17 protein-coding genes are annotated in these 18,168 nt (G+C 67.6%); 6 read left to right on the forward strand and 11 right to left on the reverse strand.

All coding sequences use genetic code 11. The annotated features are described in order from the left end of the window. The first annotated feature begins 44 nt into the window (after positions 1–44). The 3 genes from glnA (MHY23_RS05040) (at position 45) to MHY23_RS05050 (ending at position 3,249) form a co-directional block, all read left to right on the forward strand. A complete protein-coding gene (gene glnA, locus MHY23_RS05040; protein ID WP_255713876.1) occupies positions 45–1,511 on the forward strand; it encodes a type I glutamate--ammonia ligase in 1,467 nt (488 codons plus the stop codon). Positions 1,512–1,587: 76 nt separating this feature from the next. Next, complete coding sequence (locus MHY23_RS05045; RefSeq protein ID WP_370645821.1) at positions 1,588–2,160, forward strand: VIT1/CCC1 transporter family protein; 573 nt, start codon at positions 1,588–1,590, stop codon at positions 2,158–2,160. Positions 2,161–2,322: 162 nt separating this feature from the next. Next, positions 2,323–3,249 (forward strand): TDT family transporter, encoded by a 927-nt coding sequence (locus MHY23_RS05050; protein WP_239306658.1) that lies wholly within the window; start codon positions 2,323–2,325, stop codon positions 3,247–3,249. A 51-nt stretch (positions 3,250–3,300) separates the two neighbouring features. On the opposite strand, the gene MHY23_RS05055 is transcribed toward MHY23_RS05050, so the two are convergent. The 3 genes from MHY23_RS05055 to MHY23_RS05065 form a co-directional block, all read right to left on the reverse strand. Then, a complete protein-coding gene (locus MHY23_RS05055; RefSeq protein WP_239306659.1) occupies positions 3,301–4,338 on the reverse strand; it encodes an HNH endonuclease signature motif containing protein in 1,038 nt (345 codons plus the stop codon). An 88-nt stretch (positions 4,339–4,426) separates the two neighbouring features. Further along, positions 4,427–4,981, reverse strand: a complete 555-nt coding sequence (locus MHY23_RS05060) for a GH25 family lysozyme (protein WP_239306660.1) — start codon at positions 4,979–4,981, stop codon at positions 4,427–4,429. Further along, positions 4,978–5,502, reverse strand: a complete 525-nt coding sequence (locus MHY23_RS05065) for an NUDIX domain-containing protein (protein ID WP_239306661.1) — start codon at positions 5,500–5,502, stop codon at positions 4,978–4,980. Before MHY23_RS05065 ends, MHY23_RS05060 begins: the two co-directional genes overlap by 4 nt. Before the next feature lie 27 nt (positions 5,503–5,529). Here MHY23_RS05065 and MHY23_RS05070 point away from each other — a divergent pair, with 27 nt between their 5' ends. Further along, on the forward strand, positions 5,530–6,264 hold the full coding sequence (locus MHY23_RS05070; protein ID WP_239306662.1) for a hypothetical protein: 735 nt from the start codon (positions 5,530–5,532) through the stop codon (positions 6,262–6,264). Here the strand turns inward: MHY23_RS05070 and MHY23_RS05075 are convergent. From MHY23_RS05075 to glnA (MHY23_RS05100), 6 genes are read right to left on the reverse strand one after another with little or no spacing between them, the layout of a single operon-like run. Further along, a complete protein-coding gene (locus MHY23_RS05075) occupies positions 6,245–7,336 on the reverse strand; it encodes a S1 family peptidase (RefSeq protein WP_239306663.1) in 1,092 nt (363 codons plus the stop codon). The two genes, MHY23_RS05070 and MHY23_RS05075, sit on opposite strands and share 20 nt — an antisense overlap. Further along, entirely contained in the window at positions 7,320–7,469 is a 150-nt protein-coding gene (locus tag MHY23_RS05080) for a hypothetical protein (protein WP_239306664.1), read from the reverse strand. Before MHY23_RS05080 ends, MHY23_RS05075 begins: the two co-directional genes overlap by 17 nt. 26 nt (positions 7,470–7,495) lie before the next feature. Then, the gene (gene thrC / locus MHY23_RS05085) at positions 7,496–8,947 is read right to left on the reverse strand and encodes a threonine synthase (protein ID WP_239306665.1); all 1,452 of its coding nucleotides are present in this window, start codon (positions 8,945–8,947) and stop codon (positions 7,496–7,498) included. A gap of 25 nt (positions 8,948–8,972) precedes the next feature. Further along, a complete protein-coding gene (locus MHY23_RS05090; protein ID WP_239306666.1) occupies positions 8,973–9,242 on the reverse strand; it encodes a hypothetical protein in 270 nt (89 codons plus the stop codon). 44 nt (positions 9,243–9,286) lie between these two features. Further along, positions 9,287–12,304 carry a bifunctional [glutamine synthetase] adenylyltransferase/[glutamine synthetase]-adenylyl-L-tyrosine phosphorylase gene (locus tag MHY23_RS05095; RefSeq protein WP_239306667.1) on the reverse strand — a complete coding sequence of 1,006 codons (3,018 nt, stop codon included), beginning with the start codon at positions 12,302–12,304 and terminating at the stop codon, positions 9,287–9,289. Continuing rightward, positions 12,301–13,635: a type I glutamate--ammonia ligase gene (gene glnA / locus MHY23_RS05100; protein ID WP_239306668.1), complete on the reverse strand. Its 1,335-nt coding sequence runs from the start codon at positions 13,633–13,635 to the stop codon at positions 12,301–12,303. Before glnA (MHY23_RS05100) ends, MHY23_RS05095 begins: the two co-directional genes overlap by 4 nt. Before the next feature lie 83 nt (positions 13,636–13,718). Between glnA (MHY23_RS05100) and MHY23_RS05105 the strand changes: the two genes are divergently transcribed. Beyond that, on the forward strand, positions 13,719–15,293 hold the full coding sequence (locus MHY23_RS05105; protein ID WP_239306669.1) for a CYTH and CHAD domain-containing protein: 1,575 nt from the start codon (positions 13,719–13,721) through the stop codon (positions 15,291–15,293). 12 nt (positions 15,294–15,305) lie between these two features. Here MHY23_RS05105 and MHY23_RS05110 read toward each other — a convergent pair whose 3' ends face one another. Next, positions 15,306–15,512 (reverse strand): hypothetical protein, encoded by a 207-nt coding sequence (locus MHY23_RS05110; RefSeq protein WP_181888791.1) that lies wholly within the window; start codon positions 15,510–15,512, stop codon positions 15,306–15,308. Positions 15,513–15,596: 84 nt separating this feature from the next. Between MHY23_RS05110 and MHY23_RS05115 the strand changes: the two genes are divergently transcribed. Beyond that, positions 15,597–16,757 (forward strand): galactokinase family protein, encoded by a 1,161-nt coding sequence (locus tag MHY23_RS05115; RefSeq protein ID WP_239306670.1) that lies wholly within the window; start codon positions 15,597–15,599, stop codon positions 16,755–16,757. A gap of 13 nt (positions 16,758–16,770) precedes the next feature. Here the strand turns inward: MHY23_RS05115 and MHY23_RS05120 are convergent, their stop codons facing one another. After that, entirely contained in the window at positions 16,771–18,156 is a 1,386-nt protein-coding gene (locus MHY23_RS05120) for an RNB domain-containing ribonuclease (RefSeq protein ID WP_239306671.1), read from the reverse strand. Positions 18,157–18,168 lie beyond the last annotated feature (12 nt).

The raw sequence follows: 18,168 nt of genomic DNA on the forward strand, positions 1-18,168 counted from the left end.
CCTCCGAAGCGTAGCGGGACGTCCGCGTAGACTTGAAACCGCTTATGTCCGACACACAACGAGGAGTACCACCCGTGTCCTTCGACAACATCGAAGACGTCAAGAAATTCATCGCCGACGAGGAGGTGGAATTCATCGACGTGCGCTTCACCGACGTGCCCGGCATCGAACACCACTTCTCCATCCCGGCATCGATGTTCGACGAAGACGTGATGGAAGAAGGCCTCGCCTTCGACGGCTCCTCCATCCGCGGCTTCACCACCATCGAAGAATCCGACATGACCCTCATGCCGGACCTCGCCACCGCCAAGCTGGACCAGTTCCGCTGTGCGAAAACCCTGAACGTGAAGTTCTTCGTCAACGACCCGTTCACCCACGAGCCGTTCTCCCGCGACCCGCGCAACGTAGCCAAGAAGGCCGAGGAATACCTGCGCTCCACCGGCATCGCCGACACCTGCTCCATCGGCGCAGAAGCGGAGTTCTACCTGTTCGACTCCATCCGCTACGAGGTGGAAGGCCACTCCGCGTTCTACGAAGTCGACGCCGAGGAAGGCTGGTGGAACCGCGGCAACGAGGTCGAGGCCGACGGCTCGCCGAACCTGGGCTACAAGAACCGCTGGAAGGGCGGCTACTTCCCCGTCGCCCCGCACGACAAGACCGTCGAGGTGCGCGACGCGATGGTGCGCAACCTCGCCGCCGCCGGCTTCGACATCGAGCGCTTCCACCGCGAGGTGGGCAACGGCGGCCAGCAGGAAATCAACTACCGCTTCAACACCCTGCTGCACGCGGCCGACGACCTGCAGGACTTCAAGTACATCATCAAGAACACCGCGACGCTGTACGACAAGACCGTGACGTTCATGCCCAAGCCGCTCGCCGGCGACAACGGCTCCGGCATGCACGCCCACCAGTCGCTGTGGAAGGACGGCGAGCCGCTGTTCTACGACGAGTCCGGCTACGGCGGCCTGTCCGACATCGCCCGCTGGTACATCGGCGGCCTGCTCGAGCACGCCGGTGCGGTGCTGGCGTTTACCAACCCGACGCTGAACTCCTACCACCGCCTCGTGCCGGGCTTCGAGGCGCCGATCAACCTGGTGTACTCACAGCGCAACCGCTCCGCCGCCATCCGCATCCCGATCACCGGCGCGAACCCGAAGGCCAAGCGCATCGAGTTCCGTGCCCCGGACCCATCGGGCAACCCGTACCTCGGTTTCGCGGCGATGCTCATGGCGGGCATCGACGGCATCAAGAACCGCATCGAGCCGCACGCCCCGGTGGACAAGGACCTCTACGAGCTGCCGCCGGAGGAAGCCAAGGACATCCCGCAGGCGCCGACCTCACTCGAGGCCGCGCTCAAGGCCCTGGAGGCGGACCACGACTTCCTCACCGAGGGCGACGTGTTCACCGAGGACCTCATCGAGACCTACATCAAGCTCAAGTACGACAACGAGATCACCCCGGTGCGCCTGCGTCCCACCCCGCAGGAGTTCGAGATGTACTTCGACTGCTAGGTTTGCATAGACTGACCTGCAGTAAGGCAGGCCGAACTTCCTTGCGGGGGTGATTCGGCCGGGCGATGATTGGGTCATGACTGATCTGATGGATTGTCCGGGCACGGCGGAAGGTGGCGTCGATAGGCATGAGCCCGGCACCGGCGAGCGGCTGAACCGCCTGCGCGCCGCGGTGCTGGGCGCGAACGACGGCATCGTCTCCACCGCCGCCGTTGTCGTCGGCGTTGCGGGCGCGACGTCCGATGCGACCACGATCGCGATGTCCGGCCTGGCCGCGGTGATCGGCGGCGCGGTGTCGATGGCGCTGGGCGAATACGTCTCAGTGTCCTCGCAGCGCGACTCCGAGCGCGCCATGGGCATGTCCGAGGAGATGCAGGTCAACCCGTGGTCCGCGGGCATCGCGTCGTTCCTGTCGTTCCTGCTCGGCGCCGCATTGCCCTTTGCGACGGCGCTGCTCGCCCCCGCATCCTGGCGCATCGCCGCGATCTTCGTGCTGACCCTGGTGGCGCTCGCGTTGACGGGCGCGCTGTCCGCGAAGCTCGGCGAGGCCCCGGTCACCCGCTCGGTGACCCGCATCGTGGTCGGCGGCACCATCGCGCTGGCGGCGACGTTCGCCATCGGCTCGCTGTTCGGAGCGAACGTGGGCTAGAAACACACCGCTGTCCAACAGTGACCTGCCCAACCAGAACCCGACCGAATCGGCGCAAAACCGCAGGTCGGGTTTTGTGCTGCCGGGGCCGTTTTGGTGCAACGGGTCCCGCCCGGTGGGCCGCGCGAGCACCATCCGCAAAAAGGGATTACCATGCGCTGAGTGACTGACAAGTTCCGCCAACTGCCACCGCCCGGCCCCGCGTGGGGCGGCAGCCTCATGGGCACCTCAATCGTGTCGCGACTCCTCGTGGAAATGGACCACCAGTTCTTCGCCGCCGTCTTCGCCGCGATCGCGTGCTTCATCCTCGTCGTGCTCGTGTACGGGTTCGCGCGCTACCGCCACCCCAGCTTCAAGCGCACCACCATGGCCGAATGGTCGATGTTTTTCATCGGCATCCTCGCACTGGGTGCTGCGCTATCCGGGCTTACCGACGAAGGCGTCTACCGCCTCATCGGCTTCTGGGTCGGCGCCCCCGTCACCGTCATCACCTGGGCCATCCAGCTCAGCCGCTTTGAGGGCGCGCCGAAGTTCACCTGGGGCCTGCCGTTGGTCGGCCCGATGATTTCCGCGTCGGTGGCTGGTTGGCTCGCCCGCGACTACGGGCAGTTCTACCACGTGCTCGGCACCGTGTTCTTCCTGATGTCCCTGTTCACCGCGGTGCCCACGTTCGCCCGCGTGTACTGGGCCGCGTGGCACGGGAAGGTGGACCTTTCGGGGCCGCTGTCGGCGACCGCATGGGTGCCGCTGGGCGTGATCGGCCAATCCACCACCGCGATGCAGATTTTGTTCCCCGGAAAATTCTCCATCCACTACGGCTACGTCGCGCTCGTCTTGGCTATCCCCCTGGGCATTTGGGCGATGTTCAACTTCTACCCCAACGTCGCGCGCTGGGTGGAGTACTCCCCCGCCTGGTGGGCGTGCACCTTCCCGCCGGGCACGGTGAGCATGGGCGGGCACCAGGTCGCGCTTGTCAACGGCTCGCACTGGCTCGATGTCATCGCGTTGTCGCTGCCGTTCCTGCTCATCGTGCACTGGTCGCTGTGTTCCGGCCGCTTCATCAGCTGGGCGATTGAAGGCCGCCGGTAAAAACGGCATGCCGATGTGCCCGCCCGGTGGGGCGGGTTTTCGGTTGTGTGGTTAGTCGAAGAGCAGTTCCATCGCGCCCGGGGTGGTCATGGGGACGCGTGTGCCGTTGGGTGCGACCCAGTGGATTCTCGCGTTCGGGTTGTCGATGTAGCCGAACGGGCCTTGCCTGTTGTCGGCGTTGACCCCGTTGTGGAAGGGGCATAGTTCGGCGAGGTTGTCCATGTTGGTCATTCCCCCGTAGCGCCACGCATTGATGTGGTGGGTTTGGGTGGTCTCTGCCGAGTGTTTGCAGTCGGGAAACGCACACGACGGGCAGAGCAGCTTCGACATGACCTTCTGCTTCGCGTTGGCGCAGCGCTGACCGTAGTAGAGGTTGACGGGTCCTTCTTGGGGGTGGAACGCGGCGACTTCGAGTATGTCGCCGAATTCGTGCTCCATGTACTCGGCCCCGGTCATGGTGGTGCCGTCGGTGCAGATCAGGGTGACTTCGTCTGCGTGGCCTGATTGGATGCGGGCCCAGTCGGCGATCGGCACCAGGATGATCGGCCGGAAGTTCGCCTTCGGCACGCCTTTGCCGTCGCGCAGGATGCTGATGAGTGTGTGGGCCATTTGGGCGGCGGCGGGGTCGTCGGCGTCGATGAGTTGGCGCAGCAGGTGCTCCAAATCTGCGAGGTCGCGCTCGTTGTAGGTGAGGATCATGGTGCGCATGCCTGCTTTCGAGCGGCTGAACTTGCACGAGGGTGGGGCGGGTTTGACGGGTTGTTTGATCAACCGTTTGATGCGCTTGGTCAGGGCCCGGTAGGAGCCGCGGTGGCGCACCAAATCCAACCTAATGCGCCAGCGTTCGGCGGCGCCTTCGACGGCGAGGAGTTTCTTCTCGATGTGCACGAGCTGGTCGATAGGTAAACCCTCGGCGGCGGCGAGGGCGTCGCGTTGCTTGCGGGTGAACTGGGTCGGGCCAAAGTAGGTGTGGTGCACCCGCGCCAAATCACGCACCCGGCCGGTGGACAGGCCGGTGGCCATGGCTACGTCGCGGTCGAAGTCGGCGAGCACAGAAACGCCTGCGGAAACAAAGTCGGTGAAGTTCATGGCCCAGAAGCTAAGCCAGCGCAACCCCCAACACCAGACCCTGCCCGAATTGTGGATAACTTCACCTGTGAAATTCACAATCGGCAGGTCAGCGCGCCAAATTTAAATCTACGTCCATCCCGTCGACGCGGCCGCGCGAGGTGAACTGCCACACCGTGGGCGTCGGAAAGCCAACCGGGCGCGGCCACTCCCCCACGTCTAGAGGCGCAGAAACGTCAACCACCGGGTTTGAACCCCACTGCGCCAACCACAGCGCGCCGAACTCGGCCACGTCCGCGAACAGCATGTGCCGCCGCCAGTACCAGGCGTTCGTGTAGACCCCGGCTACTTCGACGCCTGCGGAGGAGAAGGTGTGATGGGCGGAGCGGACGTCGAGAAGCGAAAGCCCCGCCGGGGACTCGACGTCGAGCCACATAGGCAAGCGGCGGTCCCCGAGAACCTCAAGCGAGGCGGCAACTTGCGAGGCGACGGACGTGCCTTCGGACGGGGCGCGCAGGTAGTGGTACGCCGCCGTCGCGTGCGGGGCGAACGACGAAAACGCGGCATCCTGGTACGTGCCGTCGGTGGTGCGGGCGATGACGAAGTCGAAGCGGGAGACGTCGAGCCCGGCCTGGTGCTCCGAGACGTCGACGCCGAGCCTCACCGCTTGGTCAGCCCCATGCGCGGCGCGAAGCTGCCCGGGTGGCGGCGCTGCGAGGCTGCGTCGGCGATGGCCAGGCGCCACTTCGGGTCCGTCACCGGCATCTGGGAGATGGGGAACCAGCCGGCCTCGGTGTTTTCGTCGTCGCCGACAACAGGGTCCACGGTGGGGTCGAGCGGCTCGCAGCGCAACTGCACCGTCATGTAGCTGGCCTGATCCCCGTTCGCGTGCGTGACCGGGCCGTGCGCGCCCACGCCCAAAATCGCCGCGGCGGTGACCCGCACGCCGGTTTCCTCCAGCACCTCGCGCACGGCGGCGACGTGCGGCTCCTCGCCCGGGTCCGCGATGCCGGTCACGGGGGTCCACTCGCCGTTGTCGGCGCGGCGCACCAGCAGCACCTCGGGGACGGCCCACGGCGACGCATCGGTGGAGTCGCGGAGCACGACGGCGCACACGGCGGGCACCCACATCAGGTCGGTGCCGATTTTCTTGCGGGTTTCCACGATGAACTCCGGGATAGGCATGGTGGCAAGTGTACAATCCCCAGAATTATGAGCACCGCCGTTTCCGACAAGCAGCCCTGGGTCAGACGCGTCCCCGCGCCCCTGTTCGTCGCGGTGTACGGCGCGCTGGTCATCCTGGTGATTTTCGGGGTGGCGATGGCGGCGAGCCGCACCACCGCGAGCACCCCGGAGGACGCGGAGCTGCCGCAGCCGGTGCGCCCGTTCAACCCGGCGCCGGCGGATCCGGGCAACGTCGCGGCGAGCATCCGACCGAACCTGATCGACAACGTGCGCGTGGGCGAGACGAACTCGGGCGCGATGATGCGCGGCGACGTTGTGGACGGCGCCCTCGACGACTCCACCGAGATCGCGGGCCACCTGTCGCGTCTGCTGGAGCAGAATTGTTTGGACACGGTGACGTTGACGTCGAAAAGCGGGATGCGCTTTAACTTCTGGGGCTTTTGCTTCTCGACGCTTCCTCCGGAGACCCTCGCCCAGTACATCGATTTCGGCGTGGCTGAGGGCGCTGATTCGGTGTCGTTTGTGGACTACGCTTCGCACAACCACTTCCGCGTGATCACCCTGAACTGGATGGACGTGGACGACGCCGACGCGCTGTCGAAGCGGTGGCTCGATGTGGAGCGGCCCGACGAGATCGACCGCGTGACGTTCAACGGCTACACCGACGACGAGGTCGTGGTGGTGGACAACGACAAGGAAACCGGCGAGCACCTCAAGCGCTGGCCGCTGCTTGCCAACCCTGTCACCAACGCCGGGGAATAAACTCCGCGTCCGGCACGGCGTGCCGGATCACGGCCATGACCTGCTTGACGTTGGAGTAGCTCATCAGGTGCGGGTCCTCCATGCCCTCGTAGCACTCCTCGCCCGCGCGGCCGGCTTCCGTGCCGGAGACGACGCCGATGACGGTGGCGCGGCCGCCCACGTCCGCGAACACCGGCCCGCCCGAGTCGCCGGAGGCGGCGCACACGGCGGCGATGTCGCCGAAGGTCTCGTCCTCCACGCCGGGGTCGAGGTTGACTATCTGCACCCGCTCAGTGTCCTCGAAATCGCCGCACGTGTAGCCCGTGGTCGCGCCCGTTTTGCACACCCTATCGACGGGCCCAAGGCCCTCCCCGATCCCAGTCGGTATCGGCGCGCCGACCACGTCCATGAACCGCTCCGGGTCCGTGATCTCGATGATGCCGACGTCCGCGCCTTCCGTCTCCGGGGTGTTCTGCGAATACAGCCCGGAGAAAATGAAGTGGCCGACCTCGGAGGCGTAGTCGAAGGCGGTGGAGGCGTTGGTGGGCCACACCAGGTCGCCTTCGCGGCCGCAGTGGCCGGCGGTCACCGCATACGCCCGGCCGTCCTTGCCGGTAAACGAAAACGCCGCGGTGCACGACTGCGCCGTGAAATGCTCCCCGGGCGCCGGGCGGTGGTCCGTGGTCTGGATCTTCGTGCCCGGTGCCCACGGGGCGAACGCGGGCACGAGCACGTTGTTTTCGTTCTCCGGCGCGGGAGCGTCGTCGCCAGGCGTTTGCACCTCGGACAGTGCCTCACGCTCCTCCACCGTGCCGGTGGGGATTTTCGACGCGTTCAGGCCAAGCCATACCACGATGCCCACGATCACCGCCGTCGCGACGATGACGGTGATCCACCCGCCCGTCTGCAGCCCGCTGCGGCGCGCCCGCGCAGTGGAGCCGGGGGCCGGCATGTCCGGGAACTTCAGCGGATACTGCGGGTACTGCTGGGGTTGCTGCGCGGCCTCTCCGGGCATGTCCGGGAAACGCCACTGCGGGCCCTGCTCGGGCTGGTAGCGCTTGGCTGAACCGCCCTGGCTACTCGGAGGCGTCAACCGCCGAGCCCTCGTCGCCGTCCTGCTCCTTCTCTTGGTCCTTTTCTTCGGCCATGATCTTCATGTCCCGGATGAACTTCTCCGGGTCGAAGTCGGTGTAGTGCTCCGGGCCTGCGAACTGCTCCTGTGCCATTGCGCGCACTCCTTCCTTGGTGTGCCCTAGACGTTAGTGCCCTCGATGGCCTCGGCGATAAACGCCTTGACGGCCTCGGCGTCGTTGGGCAGGTCGGTCACGTGGCGCTCCGCGTCCATGATGCCGGCGAAGCGCTCCGGCACCTCCGGCGCCTTGCCGATCGCCTCGGCGATCGTGTCGGCGAACTTCACCGGCAGCGCAGTTTCCAGCACCACGATCGGGGTGTCCACCTCGCCCGCGAGCTGCTCGGCCACGTGGATCCCGTCGGCGGTGTGCGGGTCCACCAGCACGCCGAACTCGTCGTGCACGCGCTTGATGGTGGCCACCCGGTCGGCGTGGGTGGAAGTGCCGGAGGCGAAGCCGAACTCGCCGCGGATGCGCTCCATCGCCTCTTCCCCGCCCAGATCGGTGGCAGCGAAGCCGCCGTCTTTCACCCTGTTGGCGAACAGCTCGCGGGTGAGGTCGGAGTCGCGCAACGTGGCGTCGAAAAGCATCCGCTCAAAGTTGGACGCCTTCGAAATGTCCATCGACGGCGAGGACGTCGCGTAGGTCTCCGCGGCGGAGCGGGGGCGGTACTCGCCGCGCGCGAAGAAGTCGTGGAGCACGTCGTTTTCGTTGGTGGCCACGATGAGGCGGTCGATGGGCAGGCCCATCTGCTTCGCGATGTGGCCCGCGCACACGTTGCCGAAGTTGCCGGTGGGCACGCAGAACGAGACGCGCTCGTCGTTGGTCTCGGTGACCTTCAGGTAGGTCGCGATGTAGTACACCACCTGCGCGAGCAGGCGCGCGAAGTTGATGGAGTTCACCGCGCCTATGGAGTACTTCGACTTAAACCCCGCGTCCGCGCTGACGGCCTTGACCACGTCTTGGCAGTCGTCGAACACGCCGTCCAGGGCGATGTTGAAGATGTTCGGGTCGTCCAGCCCAAACATCTGCGCCTGCTGGAACGGCGTCATGCGCCCGGCCGGGGTGAGCATGAACACGCGGATGCCGTCGCGCCCGCGCATCGCGTACTCGGCCGACGAGCCAGTGTCGCCCGAGGTCGCGCCCAGGATGTTGATCTCCTCACCGCGGCGGGCCAGCTCGTACTCGAACAGCTCGCCGAGCAGCTGCATCGCCATGTCCTTGAACGCGGCGGTCGGACCCTCGGACAGGTGGCCGATGTGCAGCGTGTCGTTCAGGCGGGTCACCGGCACGATCTCCTCGTCGGCGAAGACGGGGGTGCGGTACGCTCGGCGCGCGATGGTCTCGAGGTCCGCCTCGGGGATGTCATCGACGTAGAGCTTCAGCACTTCGGCGGCGAGGGCAGCGTAGCCGTCGTGAAGCAAAAGCTCGCGCCACTCGCTCAGAAGGTCCGGGGTGATGGACGGGTACACCGCCGGCATGAACAGGCCGCCGTCGGGGCTTAGGCCTGTGAGCAGGATGTCTGTGAAGGAGCGCGGCTGCGCCGATGCGTCGCGAGTTGAGATGTAGTCCACCCCGCGAAGTCTACGTCATGGGCGCCTACGTGCGGGGCGGTTCCTGTCGACCGGTCAAAATATCCACCACCGAGCGAATCGCGGCGTCGCCGAGCGGCGGCACGGTGCGCTCCTTCTCGGGCGCGTGCTCGCGCGCGGGCGTGCGGGTTGTCGGCTCGACGGTGATGCTCAGCGTCTCGCCGTCGAGCTCCAGCCCGGTCTTGGGGTCGACGCCGGCCACGCGCGCGGCGTCCACCAGCGCAATCAGGTCTGCGAAGGTGGCGTTGTTCAGGTCGATGGTCATGTTCACTGCCATGGGCTCGAGCATATTGCCTATCGACGCCACTGCGCCTCCCCGCCCTAATCGAACTCGTGCGACGGCACCTCGCCCCAGAACACCTCCTCGACCACCTTGTGGGCGTGGCGGGTGATGCGCAGGTAGTCCTCTAAGAACTCCTGCTGGTCGTCGGGGTCGCAGCCGGCCGAGCCCGCGACCTGCGCGAGCTGCGGGCCCGGCGCGGGAAGTTGGTCGGTGCGCTTGCCGGTCACGAGCACGATGGCGTTGCGGGCGCGGGTGGCGGTGAGCCACGCGGTGCGCAGTATCTCGGCGTGCGAGCCACGGATGACGGACGGGTCGTCGAGCTCGACGAGGAAGTCCAGCGCGTCGAGGGTGGACGGGGTGCGCAGCTCCTCGTGGGTGTGGGCGTGCTGCATGGTCAATAGCTGCACGGTCCACTCGACGTCCGCGAGCGCGCCGCGGCCGAGCTTGGTGTGGGTGGCGCGGTCGGCGCCGCGGGGCAGGCGTTCGTTGTCGACGCGGGCTTTGATACGGCGGATCTCGCGGATGTCGGAAGGCTTGGCGCCGCCAGCTGGGTAGCGGAAGGCGTCGATGGCCTCCAAAAACGCGTCGCCCACGCCGCGGTCCCCGGCGACGACGGCCGCGCGCAGCAGCGCCTGGCGCTCCCAGACCTCGCCCCACTCGCGGTAGTAGCGCTCGTAGCTGGCGATGGTGCGCACCACCGCGCCGGAGCGGCCCTCGGGGCGCAGGCCCAGATCCACCTCGAGGGGCGGGTCGCCGGAGGGCTTGGACAGGCGGGCGCGCATCTGGTCGACGATCTTCGCCACCCAAGCAATCGCGTCGCCTGCTTCGTCGGCTTCCTCGCTCGGCTCGGCGACGATCATCACGTCGGCGTCCGAGCCGTAGCCGAGTTCGGCGCCGCCGAGGCGGCCCATGCCGATGACGGCGATGCGGGCGGGAGGCTCGTCGTGAGGCGAACTTGCGAGATCGGCGTGCACCTCGGCGCGCAGCGCGGCCTCGAGTACGGCCTCCCACACGTAGGTCAGCTCGAGGCAGACCTGCCGCGGCTCCATGAAGCCGAGGAGGTCGGCGGACGCGATGCGGGCAAGCTCCGCGCGGCGCAGGGAGCGCGCCACTGCGACGGCCTTGTCGGGGTCCGCCTGGTGGCGTTTGGCGGAGGCGAGGATGGCTTTGTGGACTTGGTCGGGGGCGGCGTCGAGAAGCCTCGGTCCGTTGGAGCCGTCGCCGAGCAGTTTGACCACGTCGGGCGCGGAAGTGATGAGGTCGGAGGCGTACGGCGAGGTGCCCAGGATGTGCATGAGGCGTTGCGACGCCACGCCCTCGTCGCGCAACATGCGGAGGAACCAGCTGCGGTCCACGGCTGCGTCCGAAAGCTTGCGGTAGTTCAACAAGCCCTGGCCGGGGTCCGCGGTATCGGCGAGCCAGTGCATCAGCGACGGCAGCAGGATCGCCTGCAGCTTGGCCTTGCGCGAGGTGCCCTTGACCAGCGCGGAAAGGTGGTCAAAGGCGCGCGCCGGGTGGCGGTAGCCGAGCGCGGCGAGCTGGGCCTTGACCGCGTCCGCGGAGAGGGTGGCCTCGCCGACGGACATGTCCGCCACCGCGCCGAGCAGCGGCCGGTAGAACAGGCGCTCGTGCAGGTCAGAGACGTCGCGGCGCACGCGCTTGAGCTCGCGGTACATCGCGTCCGGGGCGGAGCCGCGGTGGTTCGCGGTGAAGCCGGCGGCGCGGGCGAGCCAGCGGTTGCGTTTCTCGTCGTCAGGCTCGGGCAGCTGGTGGGTGCGCTTGAAGCGCTGCAGCTGCAGGCGGTGCTCGAGCAGGCGCAGGAACTCGTAGGCCTCGGTGAGCACGCGCGCGTCGTCGCGGCCGACGTATCCGGCCTTAGCCAGGGCAGTGAGTGCCTCCAAGGTGTTGCGGGCGCGCAGGGTGTCGTCGATGCGCCCGTGCACGAGTTGCAGAAGCTGCACGGCGAACTCGACGTCGCGAAGCCCGCCGGGCCCGAGTTTCAGCTCGCGGCGTCGCACCTCGGCCGGGACGTTTTCCAACACGCGCCGGCGCATTGCCTGGACGTCCTCGACGAAGGAGTCGCGCTGGGAGGCCTCCCACACCAGCGGCGCGATCGCCTCGGAGTACGCCCGCCCCAGCGCCATCGTCCCGGTCTGCGGTCGCGCCTTCAGCAGCGCCTGGAACTCCCAGGTCTCGGCCCATTTCCGGTAGTACGCCTGGTGCGATTCCAGCGTGCGCACCAGCGCGCCGGAGGCGCCTTCGGGCCGCAGGTTCGCGTCCACGTCGAAGAAGCACGCGGAGCCGATGCGCATCATCTCCGCGGCCACGCGCGTGATTTTGGGCGAGGCGGGCTCGGCCACAAACACGACGTCCACGTCGGAGATGTAGTTCAGCTCGCCGGCGCCGCACTTGCCCATGGCGATCACGGCGAGCTCGGCGTCCGCTTCCTCGTCGCCGTAGACGTCGCGCACCGCGACCGCGAGCGCGGCCGTCAGCGCGGCGTCCGCGAGCCACGTGAGCCGCTCGGTGGTGTAGGCGTAGCTCATGGATTCGCCCTCGCCGTAGCCTTTGACCGCGGCAAACGTGCCGGCGAGGTCGGCGGCGGCGATGCGCATCACCAGGTCGCGGTGGGTGGCGCGGAGCTTTTGCTTACCCGCGCTTACTTCGCCCTCCCCCGCCTTATACAACCCCGGCGAGTCAGCGTCGACCCCCACGGCGGCGAGCATGGTGCGGTAGAGCTCGGCCTCATCGGGCAGGTCCTCGAGCAGCAGCCGCCACTGCTGCGGGTGCGCGATCAGGTGGTCCGACAGCGCGGTGGAGCCGCCCAGCAGGGCGAACAACCGGGTGCGGAACACCGGGAAGTCGCGTAGGGCCGCGAGCAGCTCCGCCCAGCCGTCACCAAGCGCGTCGAAGAGCCGGTGGGCGTTGTTGAGCGCCAGGTCCGGGTCGCTTGCGCCGGCGAGGGTGTAGAGCGAAGCTTCGTCGATAAGCGAAAGTTCCTCGATGTCCTCGGCGGCGCGCGGACTGGTCAAGCCGAGCTTCGCTGGGGAAATCACAGGTCGATCCCGGTGTCGATCTCCCACGGCGTGATCTGGGCCGTGTAGTCGTGCCACTCGTCCCACTTCGCGCGCAAGAAGAACTCGAAGACCTGCTCACCTAGGACCTCGGCCATGAACTCGGAGCGCTCCATCTGGCGCAGCGCCTGGTCGAGCGAGTTGGGCAGGTCGCGGTAGCCCATCGCGCGGCGCTCGCGGCGGGTCAGGGCGAACACGTCGTCGCGGGCGGGCTCGTCCAGCTCGTAGCCCTCCTCGATGCCCTTCAGGCCTGCGGCGAGGATCGCGGAAAAGGCCAGGTAGGGGTTGCACGCGGAATCCAGCGAGCGTACCTCCGCCCGGCGCGAATCCGCCTTGTGCAGGCGGTAGGTGGGCACGCGCACCATGGCGGAGCGGTTGGAAATACCCCAGGTGGCGGCGGTGGGCGCCTCGGAGCCGAACTGCAGGCGCTTATACGAGTTGACCCACTGGTTGGTCACCGCGGAGATCTCGCCCGCGTGCTCGATGATACCGGCGATGAACTGGCGGCCGGTTTTGGACAGGCTGATCTCGTCGTCCGGGTCGTGGAAGGCGTTGGTGTCGCCCTCGAACAGGGAGAAGTGGGTGTGCATTGCCGAGCCCTCGAGGTCCTTGAACGGCTTGGGCATGAACGTGGCGTGCACGCCGTTCATCTCCGCGACCGTCTTCACGATGTAGCGGAACGTGACAATGTTGTCGGCCATGGTCAGCGCGTCGGTGTGGCGCAGGTCGATCTCCTGCTGGCCAGGCGAGCCCTCGTGGTGGGAGAACTCGGTGACAATGCCCATGTACTCCAAGGCGGAGACGGCCATGCGGCGCAGCTTCGGCGCCTCGTTGCGCTTGGCCTGGTCGAAGTAGCCGCCCTTGTCCGCAGGTGTCGGCGGCTGGTCACCCTGGCCGGGTTTGACCACGTAGAACTCGATTTCGGGGCTGGCCACGAACTCGAAGCCCATGTCGCGGGCGTTGGTGATCTGGCGGCGCAGCACCTGGCGCGGGTCGGCGTAGAGCGGGTCGCCGTCGGGCATGGTGATGTCGCAGAACATCCGCGCGGTTTGTAGGCCCGCCTCCTCGTCGAAGGGCAGCGGCTGGTACGTCGACGGGTCGGGGCGCAGCAGGGTGTCGGACTCGGAGACACGGGAAAACCCCTCGATGGAGGAGCCGTCGAAGCCCACGCCCTCCTCGAAGGCGCTTTCCAGCTCCGCGGGCGACATCATCACGGTTTTCAGCGAGCCGAAGATGTCGGTGAACCAGAGGCGGATAAAGGCGATGTCCTGCTGCTCCACCATTCGCAGCACGTTGTCGGTTTGGGCGCTCATGCTGCTCAACTGTAGCGGGCCTTTGGGCGTCGATAGGCAGGCTAAGCTTGGGGGCAACAAACCATTGAAGGAGGACAACGATCATGGCTGCACAAGCACCCGAGCAGTTCCTCGAGGTGGAAATCAAACTCGCCGTGGACGAGGACACCGGCATGCCGGACCTGACGCAACTGCCCGGCGTGGAGGAAATCGCCAGCATGCGCGAGCACAACCTCTCCGCCGTGTACTACGACACCAAGGATCTGCGCCTGACGCGTTCCAAGATCACGCTGCGCCGCCGCACCGGCGGCGCAGATGACGGCTGGCACCTCAAGCTGCCCAAGGAGGGCGGGCGCAACGAGGTGCGGATGCCTCTCGACGATCCATCGGCCGTGCCCGAGGAACTTCTGGCCCAGGTGCGGTCGATCGTGCGCACCGAGGAGCTGGCGCCGGTGGCGCAGGTGGACAACCGTCGGGTTGAAATTTTGCTTTCCGGCGCCGAAGGCGCTGTCGCGGAGTTTTGCGACGACCACGTCACCGCCTGGTCGCTGCTTCCCGGTGGCGAGCGCACCAACTGGCGCGAGTGGGAGCTCGAGCTGGCCGAGGCGCTCGCCGGCACCGAGGCGGGCGAGACGCTGATTAACCAGGGCACGAGCTTTTTGATCTCGGCGGGCGCGCGCAAGTCGTCCTCTCCGTCGAAGCTGGCCACCGCGCTGGGCGATTCGGTGAAGACCGCTCCCCTGCCGCCGCACATGCAGGCGGAGCTTGAGGCGGACTCCCCGGCGGCGGCAGTGGTGGATTCCCTGCGCAAGCAGCGCGACGCCATCGTTTCCTGGGAGCCGCGCGTGCGCGCCGACGAGTACGACTCGGTGCACCAGCTGCGCGTGGCCACCCGCGAGATGCGCTCCCTGCTGGAGACGTTCGAGGGCATCCTCGAGGGCGAGCAGCTCGGCGCGCTTGAAGACGAGCTCAAGCACGCCGCTGGCGTGTTGGGCGTGGCCCGCGACGCCGAGGTTGTCGAAGAGCGTTTCCTGGAGCTTCTGGATTCGGACGAGTCCGGGCTGGTGGACGACGCCGCCCGCGCACACATCGCCGGCGACATGCGCCGCGACTACAACGAGGCCCACGCCGAGATCGTGGCCATGCTCGACTCGCAGCGGTTCATGGATCTGCTGGACGCGATTGACGGGTTGTTGGCTGAGCCGCCCGTCGCAAAGCAAGAGGCTTCTGAAGAACCCCCGGCAGAGTCGAAGGAGGTCCTCTACGACCACTTGAAGCGCGGCTACAAGAAACTGAAGAAGCGCCACGACAAGGTGGACGAGCACTACCACGACACCGACCTGCCGCTGCACGAGCGCGAAGACTACGTCCACGACGTGCGCAAGGCTGCGAAGAAACTGCGCTACTCCGCTAACGCCGCGGCCGATGCGGGGTTGAAGGCGGGGCGGCTGGCGAAGGCGTGCAAGGCGCTGCAGTCCAAGCTGGGCGATTTCCAGGACGCCGTGACCTCGCGCGACCGCATCCAGCGGCTTGCCGAGGAGGCCCGCGAACGCGGCGAGGACACCTTCAGCTACGGCATGCTCTACCAGCGCGAACTCGACCGCGGGGAGCAGGCCTTGAGCGGCTACGACGAGGCCGTGCGCGAGGTGCGCAAGGCGTTTAAGAAGATCAAGCCGTAGGGCTTACCCGGGCTACTTCTCCCAGGACGGGGCCTCGCCCCAGTTGTCGTCCGCCTCGTCCTGGTTGTCGGCGCTCTTGTTGCGCTGCGCGGCGATCTGCAGCGCGGACTCGGCCTCCTCGCGGGTGGCGTAGGGGCCCATGCGGTTATCCCAGGCGGCCTCCTTGCCCTGGGTGACCTCGCCGGTGGAGGGGTTGTAGTAGAACTGCTCGTCTGCCATTGTTTCGTTCCTTTCGTGGTTTGTTTACCCGTCCGACTGTACCGGGGCGGTTGGTAGTGTGGTGGCGGTTAAAAGGAGCGTGACATGGCATTGTTTGAAACCCCCTCCAAGTCCCCTGTGGAGCGCGTCCGTGCAGCGTCTGGGCGTGTCGCATCCGCGCCGGGCACGTGGGTGCTCATCGGTGAAAACGTCGACCACTTCGGCGGCGTGACCCTGGCCGGCACCGCGTCGCTGCGCGCGGCCGCGTCGGTAAGCCCTCGTTCGGACGGCGTGATCTCTATTGCGGCTAACGGCCCGCTCGGCCAGGAATTCTCGGCGCAATTGCCTTACGACGACCAACCCGCCCACGGCCTCGCCCGCCGCTGGTGGGGGCTGGTGCACACGCTGGTGCAGCGCCAGGTGCTCTCCCGCGACACCGCTGGCATGGACATCACCGTGGAGTCGGACGTGCCGGTCGGCGCAGGCCTGGGCGCTTTGTACGCCGCCGACGCCGCGATTGCGCTGGCGCTGGCAGGTTCTCACGACGACGTGGACACTGCCCCGTTCCGGGCCCGGCTTGCAGAGATCTGCTCGCACGCCGTGGCCACCTATTCCTCGCAGCCGGTGCTGCGCGCCCGCCACTCGGTGGCGCTGCGCGGGGCCGACGGGGTGTCGGTGGTGGATTACGCCGACGGCTCGCTGACCCAGGCACCGCACCCCTCGCGCCACGGCGTGCGCGTGTTCTCCGTGTCGAAGGAGCTCGGCGCACCGTTTACGCAGTCACGCGAGGCGATCGCCGAGCGACGCGAGTTCATCGACGCCGCCTGCTCCAACTTCGGCGTGTCCTCGCTGCGCCAGCTTCCCGACGCCCCCGGCCGCGCCGTCCAATGGGTCGAGGCACGTCGCGCCGCCGGTGACACCGCCGCACCGGAGCCGGAGGCGGCGCGGCGCTGGGTACAGTTCTGCGAATCGGAGACGCTGCGCTCCCTCGCCGCGGCGAAGGCCCTGCGCTCGCGCCGCGCCAACGAGCTGTTAACCCTGCTCAACTCACCTTCCGAGTCCCACGGCCTGGCCTCCCCCGACGCCCTGGTCGCCCTGGCCCGCGAGCGCGGCGCCGTCGCCGCCCGCCCCGCCGCAATCGGCACCTCCGACGCCGTGATCGCGTTCGTGCCGGTGCAGGAGGCGGACGCGTTCGCGGCCGCGATGGCGCGCGAGTTCGAGGTGGTGGAGGTCGCCGCCGGCGAACCCGCCCGCCTCGAGGGGTAGGCCTCTCCGCCCCTTAGTCCGCGGGCCAGGCGAAGCCGACCTCTCGCGCCGCCGGGTCCGCCCGCACGAGGGAGAACTTCGTCTCCTCGCCTTCCTCGGGCGCGCCCGCGGACGGCGCGAGCACCGGCGGGTCCACGATGAACACGCGAGCAGCGTCCTCCCCGCTCTTTAAGGTCACGCCGTCGAAGTTGTGGCCCACCCACGGCTCGAGCACCGTCGCCTCCGTCAAGTGCAGGCACGCCTTCTCCACGGTGTTGGCGAGCTGGGAGGACCGACCCATCGTCTTCATCACGCGCGGGGCGTCGCGCTCTACCCACTCCGGCACGTCCTCACCTGCGCAGATGGCGAGGCAGACTTCGGTGGCGTAGCGGTCGATCAGCCGCCGCAAGGGCGCGGTGACGTGCGAGTAGAACCCGCCGATGCCGGCGTGCACCTCCGCCTGCTTCTCGGACAGGTCCACGTAGCCGGACCCGCGCAGCAGTTTCTGCGCCTCCCGCATCACCGCCATCCCGCGCGGGGTGTCGGCGTCCACGCCGGCCAAAAACTCGCCGATGTCGCCGGCGACCTCGTAGCCCAAGTTGCGTGCTTCTCGACGGAACTCCGCCTCGCCACCCTCATCCGCCGGACCCAACGTGCGCAGGAAGCCCACCCCGGCGTCGACCATCATCCGCCCGGCCACCATGCCGGTGAGCAGCGAGATCTCCGAGTTGTAGTCCATGACCGGGTGGCGCGGCTCGATGACCAGCTCGAATGTGTCGCCGTCGCCGACCACACGCACCGACGGCAGGCGCAGGTTGATCGCGTGCCTACGCAGCGAAGACTGCTGCCGCAGCTGACCGACCTCCTCCAACAGCGCAATCGACGGGTGCACCGACCCTGCCTGCATGTCTTCGTGCACGCCCTCGTAGTCCAGCCGCGCCACGGAGCGCACCAGCGCGCGCTCCACGTGCGCCGAGTCGACCTCGCCGCGCTCGTCGAGCTCAAACGTCCACAGCACGGCGGGCCGGTCCACGTCGGGAAGCAACGAGGCAGAGCCCTCCGACAGCTCCTCCGGGTGCAGGCGCGCGGGCTCGTCTGGCAAGTAGATGGTCTGGCCGCGCTCCAGCGACTCCTTCGCCACCGCAGAATCCGGCTCCACGAACGCAGCCACATCCGCGATGGCGTAGCGCACCACGTAACCGCCGCCGTCGCGGGCCTCGATGTGCACTGCCTGGTCCAGGTCCTTCGACCCGACGGGATCGATGGTGACCAGGGGCACGGAGCGGGCGTCGATACGCAAATGCGAAAAGCGGTCTTCGAGCTCGGCGGCTTCGGTGTGGAGCTCCGGCGCGAATGAGGTGCGCACGTCGAATTCGCGCGCAATCGAGCGGAAGTTCAGGGGCGCGGCGTAGAGCTTCATAGGAAGCCATCG

It is taken from the genome of Corynebacterium sp. ACRQP (assembly GCF_022345915.1).
GTDB lineage: Bacteria > Actinomycetota > Actinomycetes > Mycobacteriales > Mycobacteriaceae > Corynebacterium > Corynebacterium lehmanniae.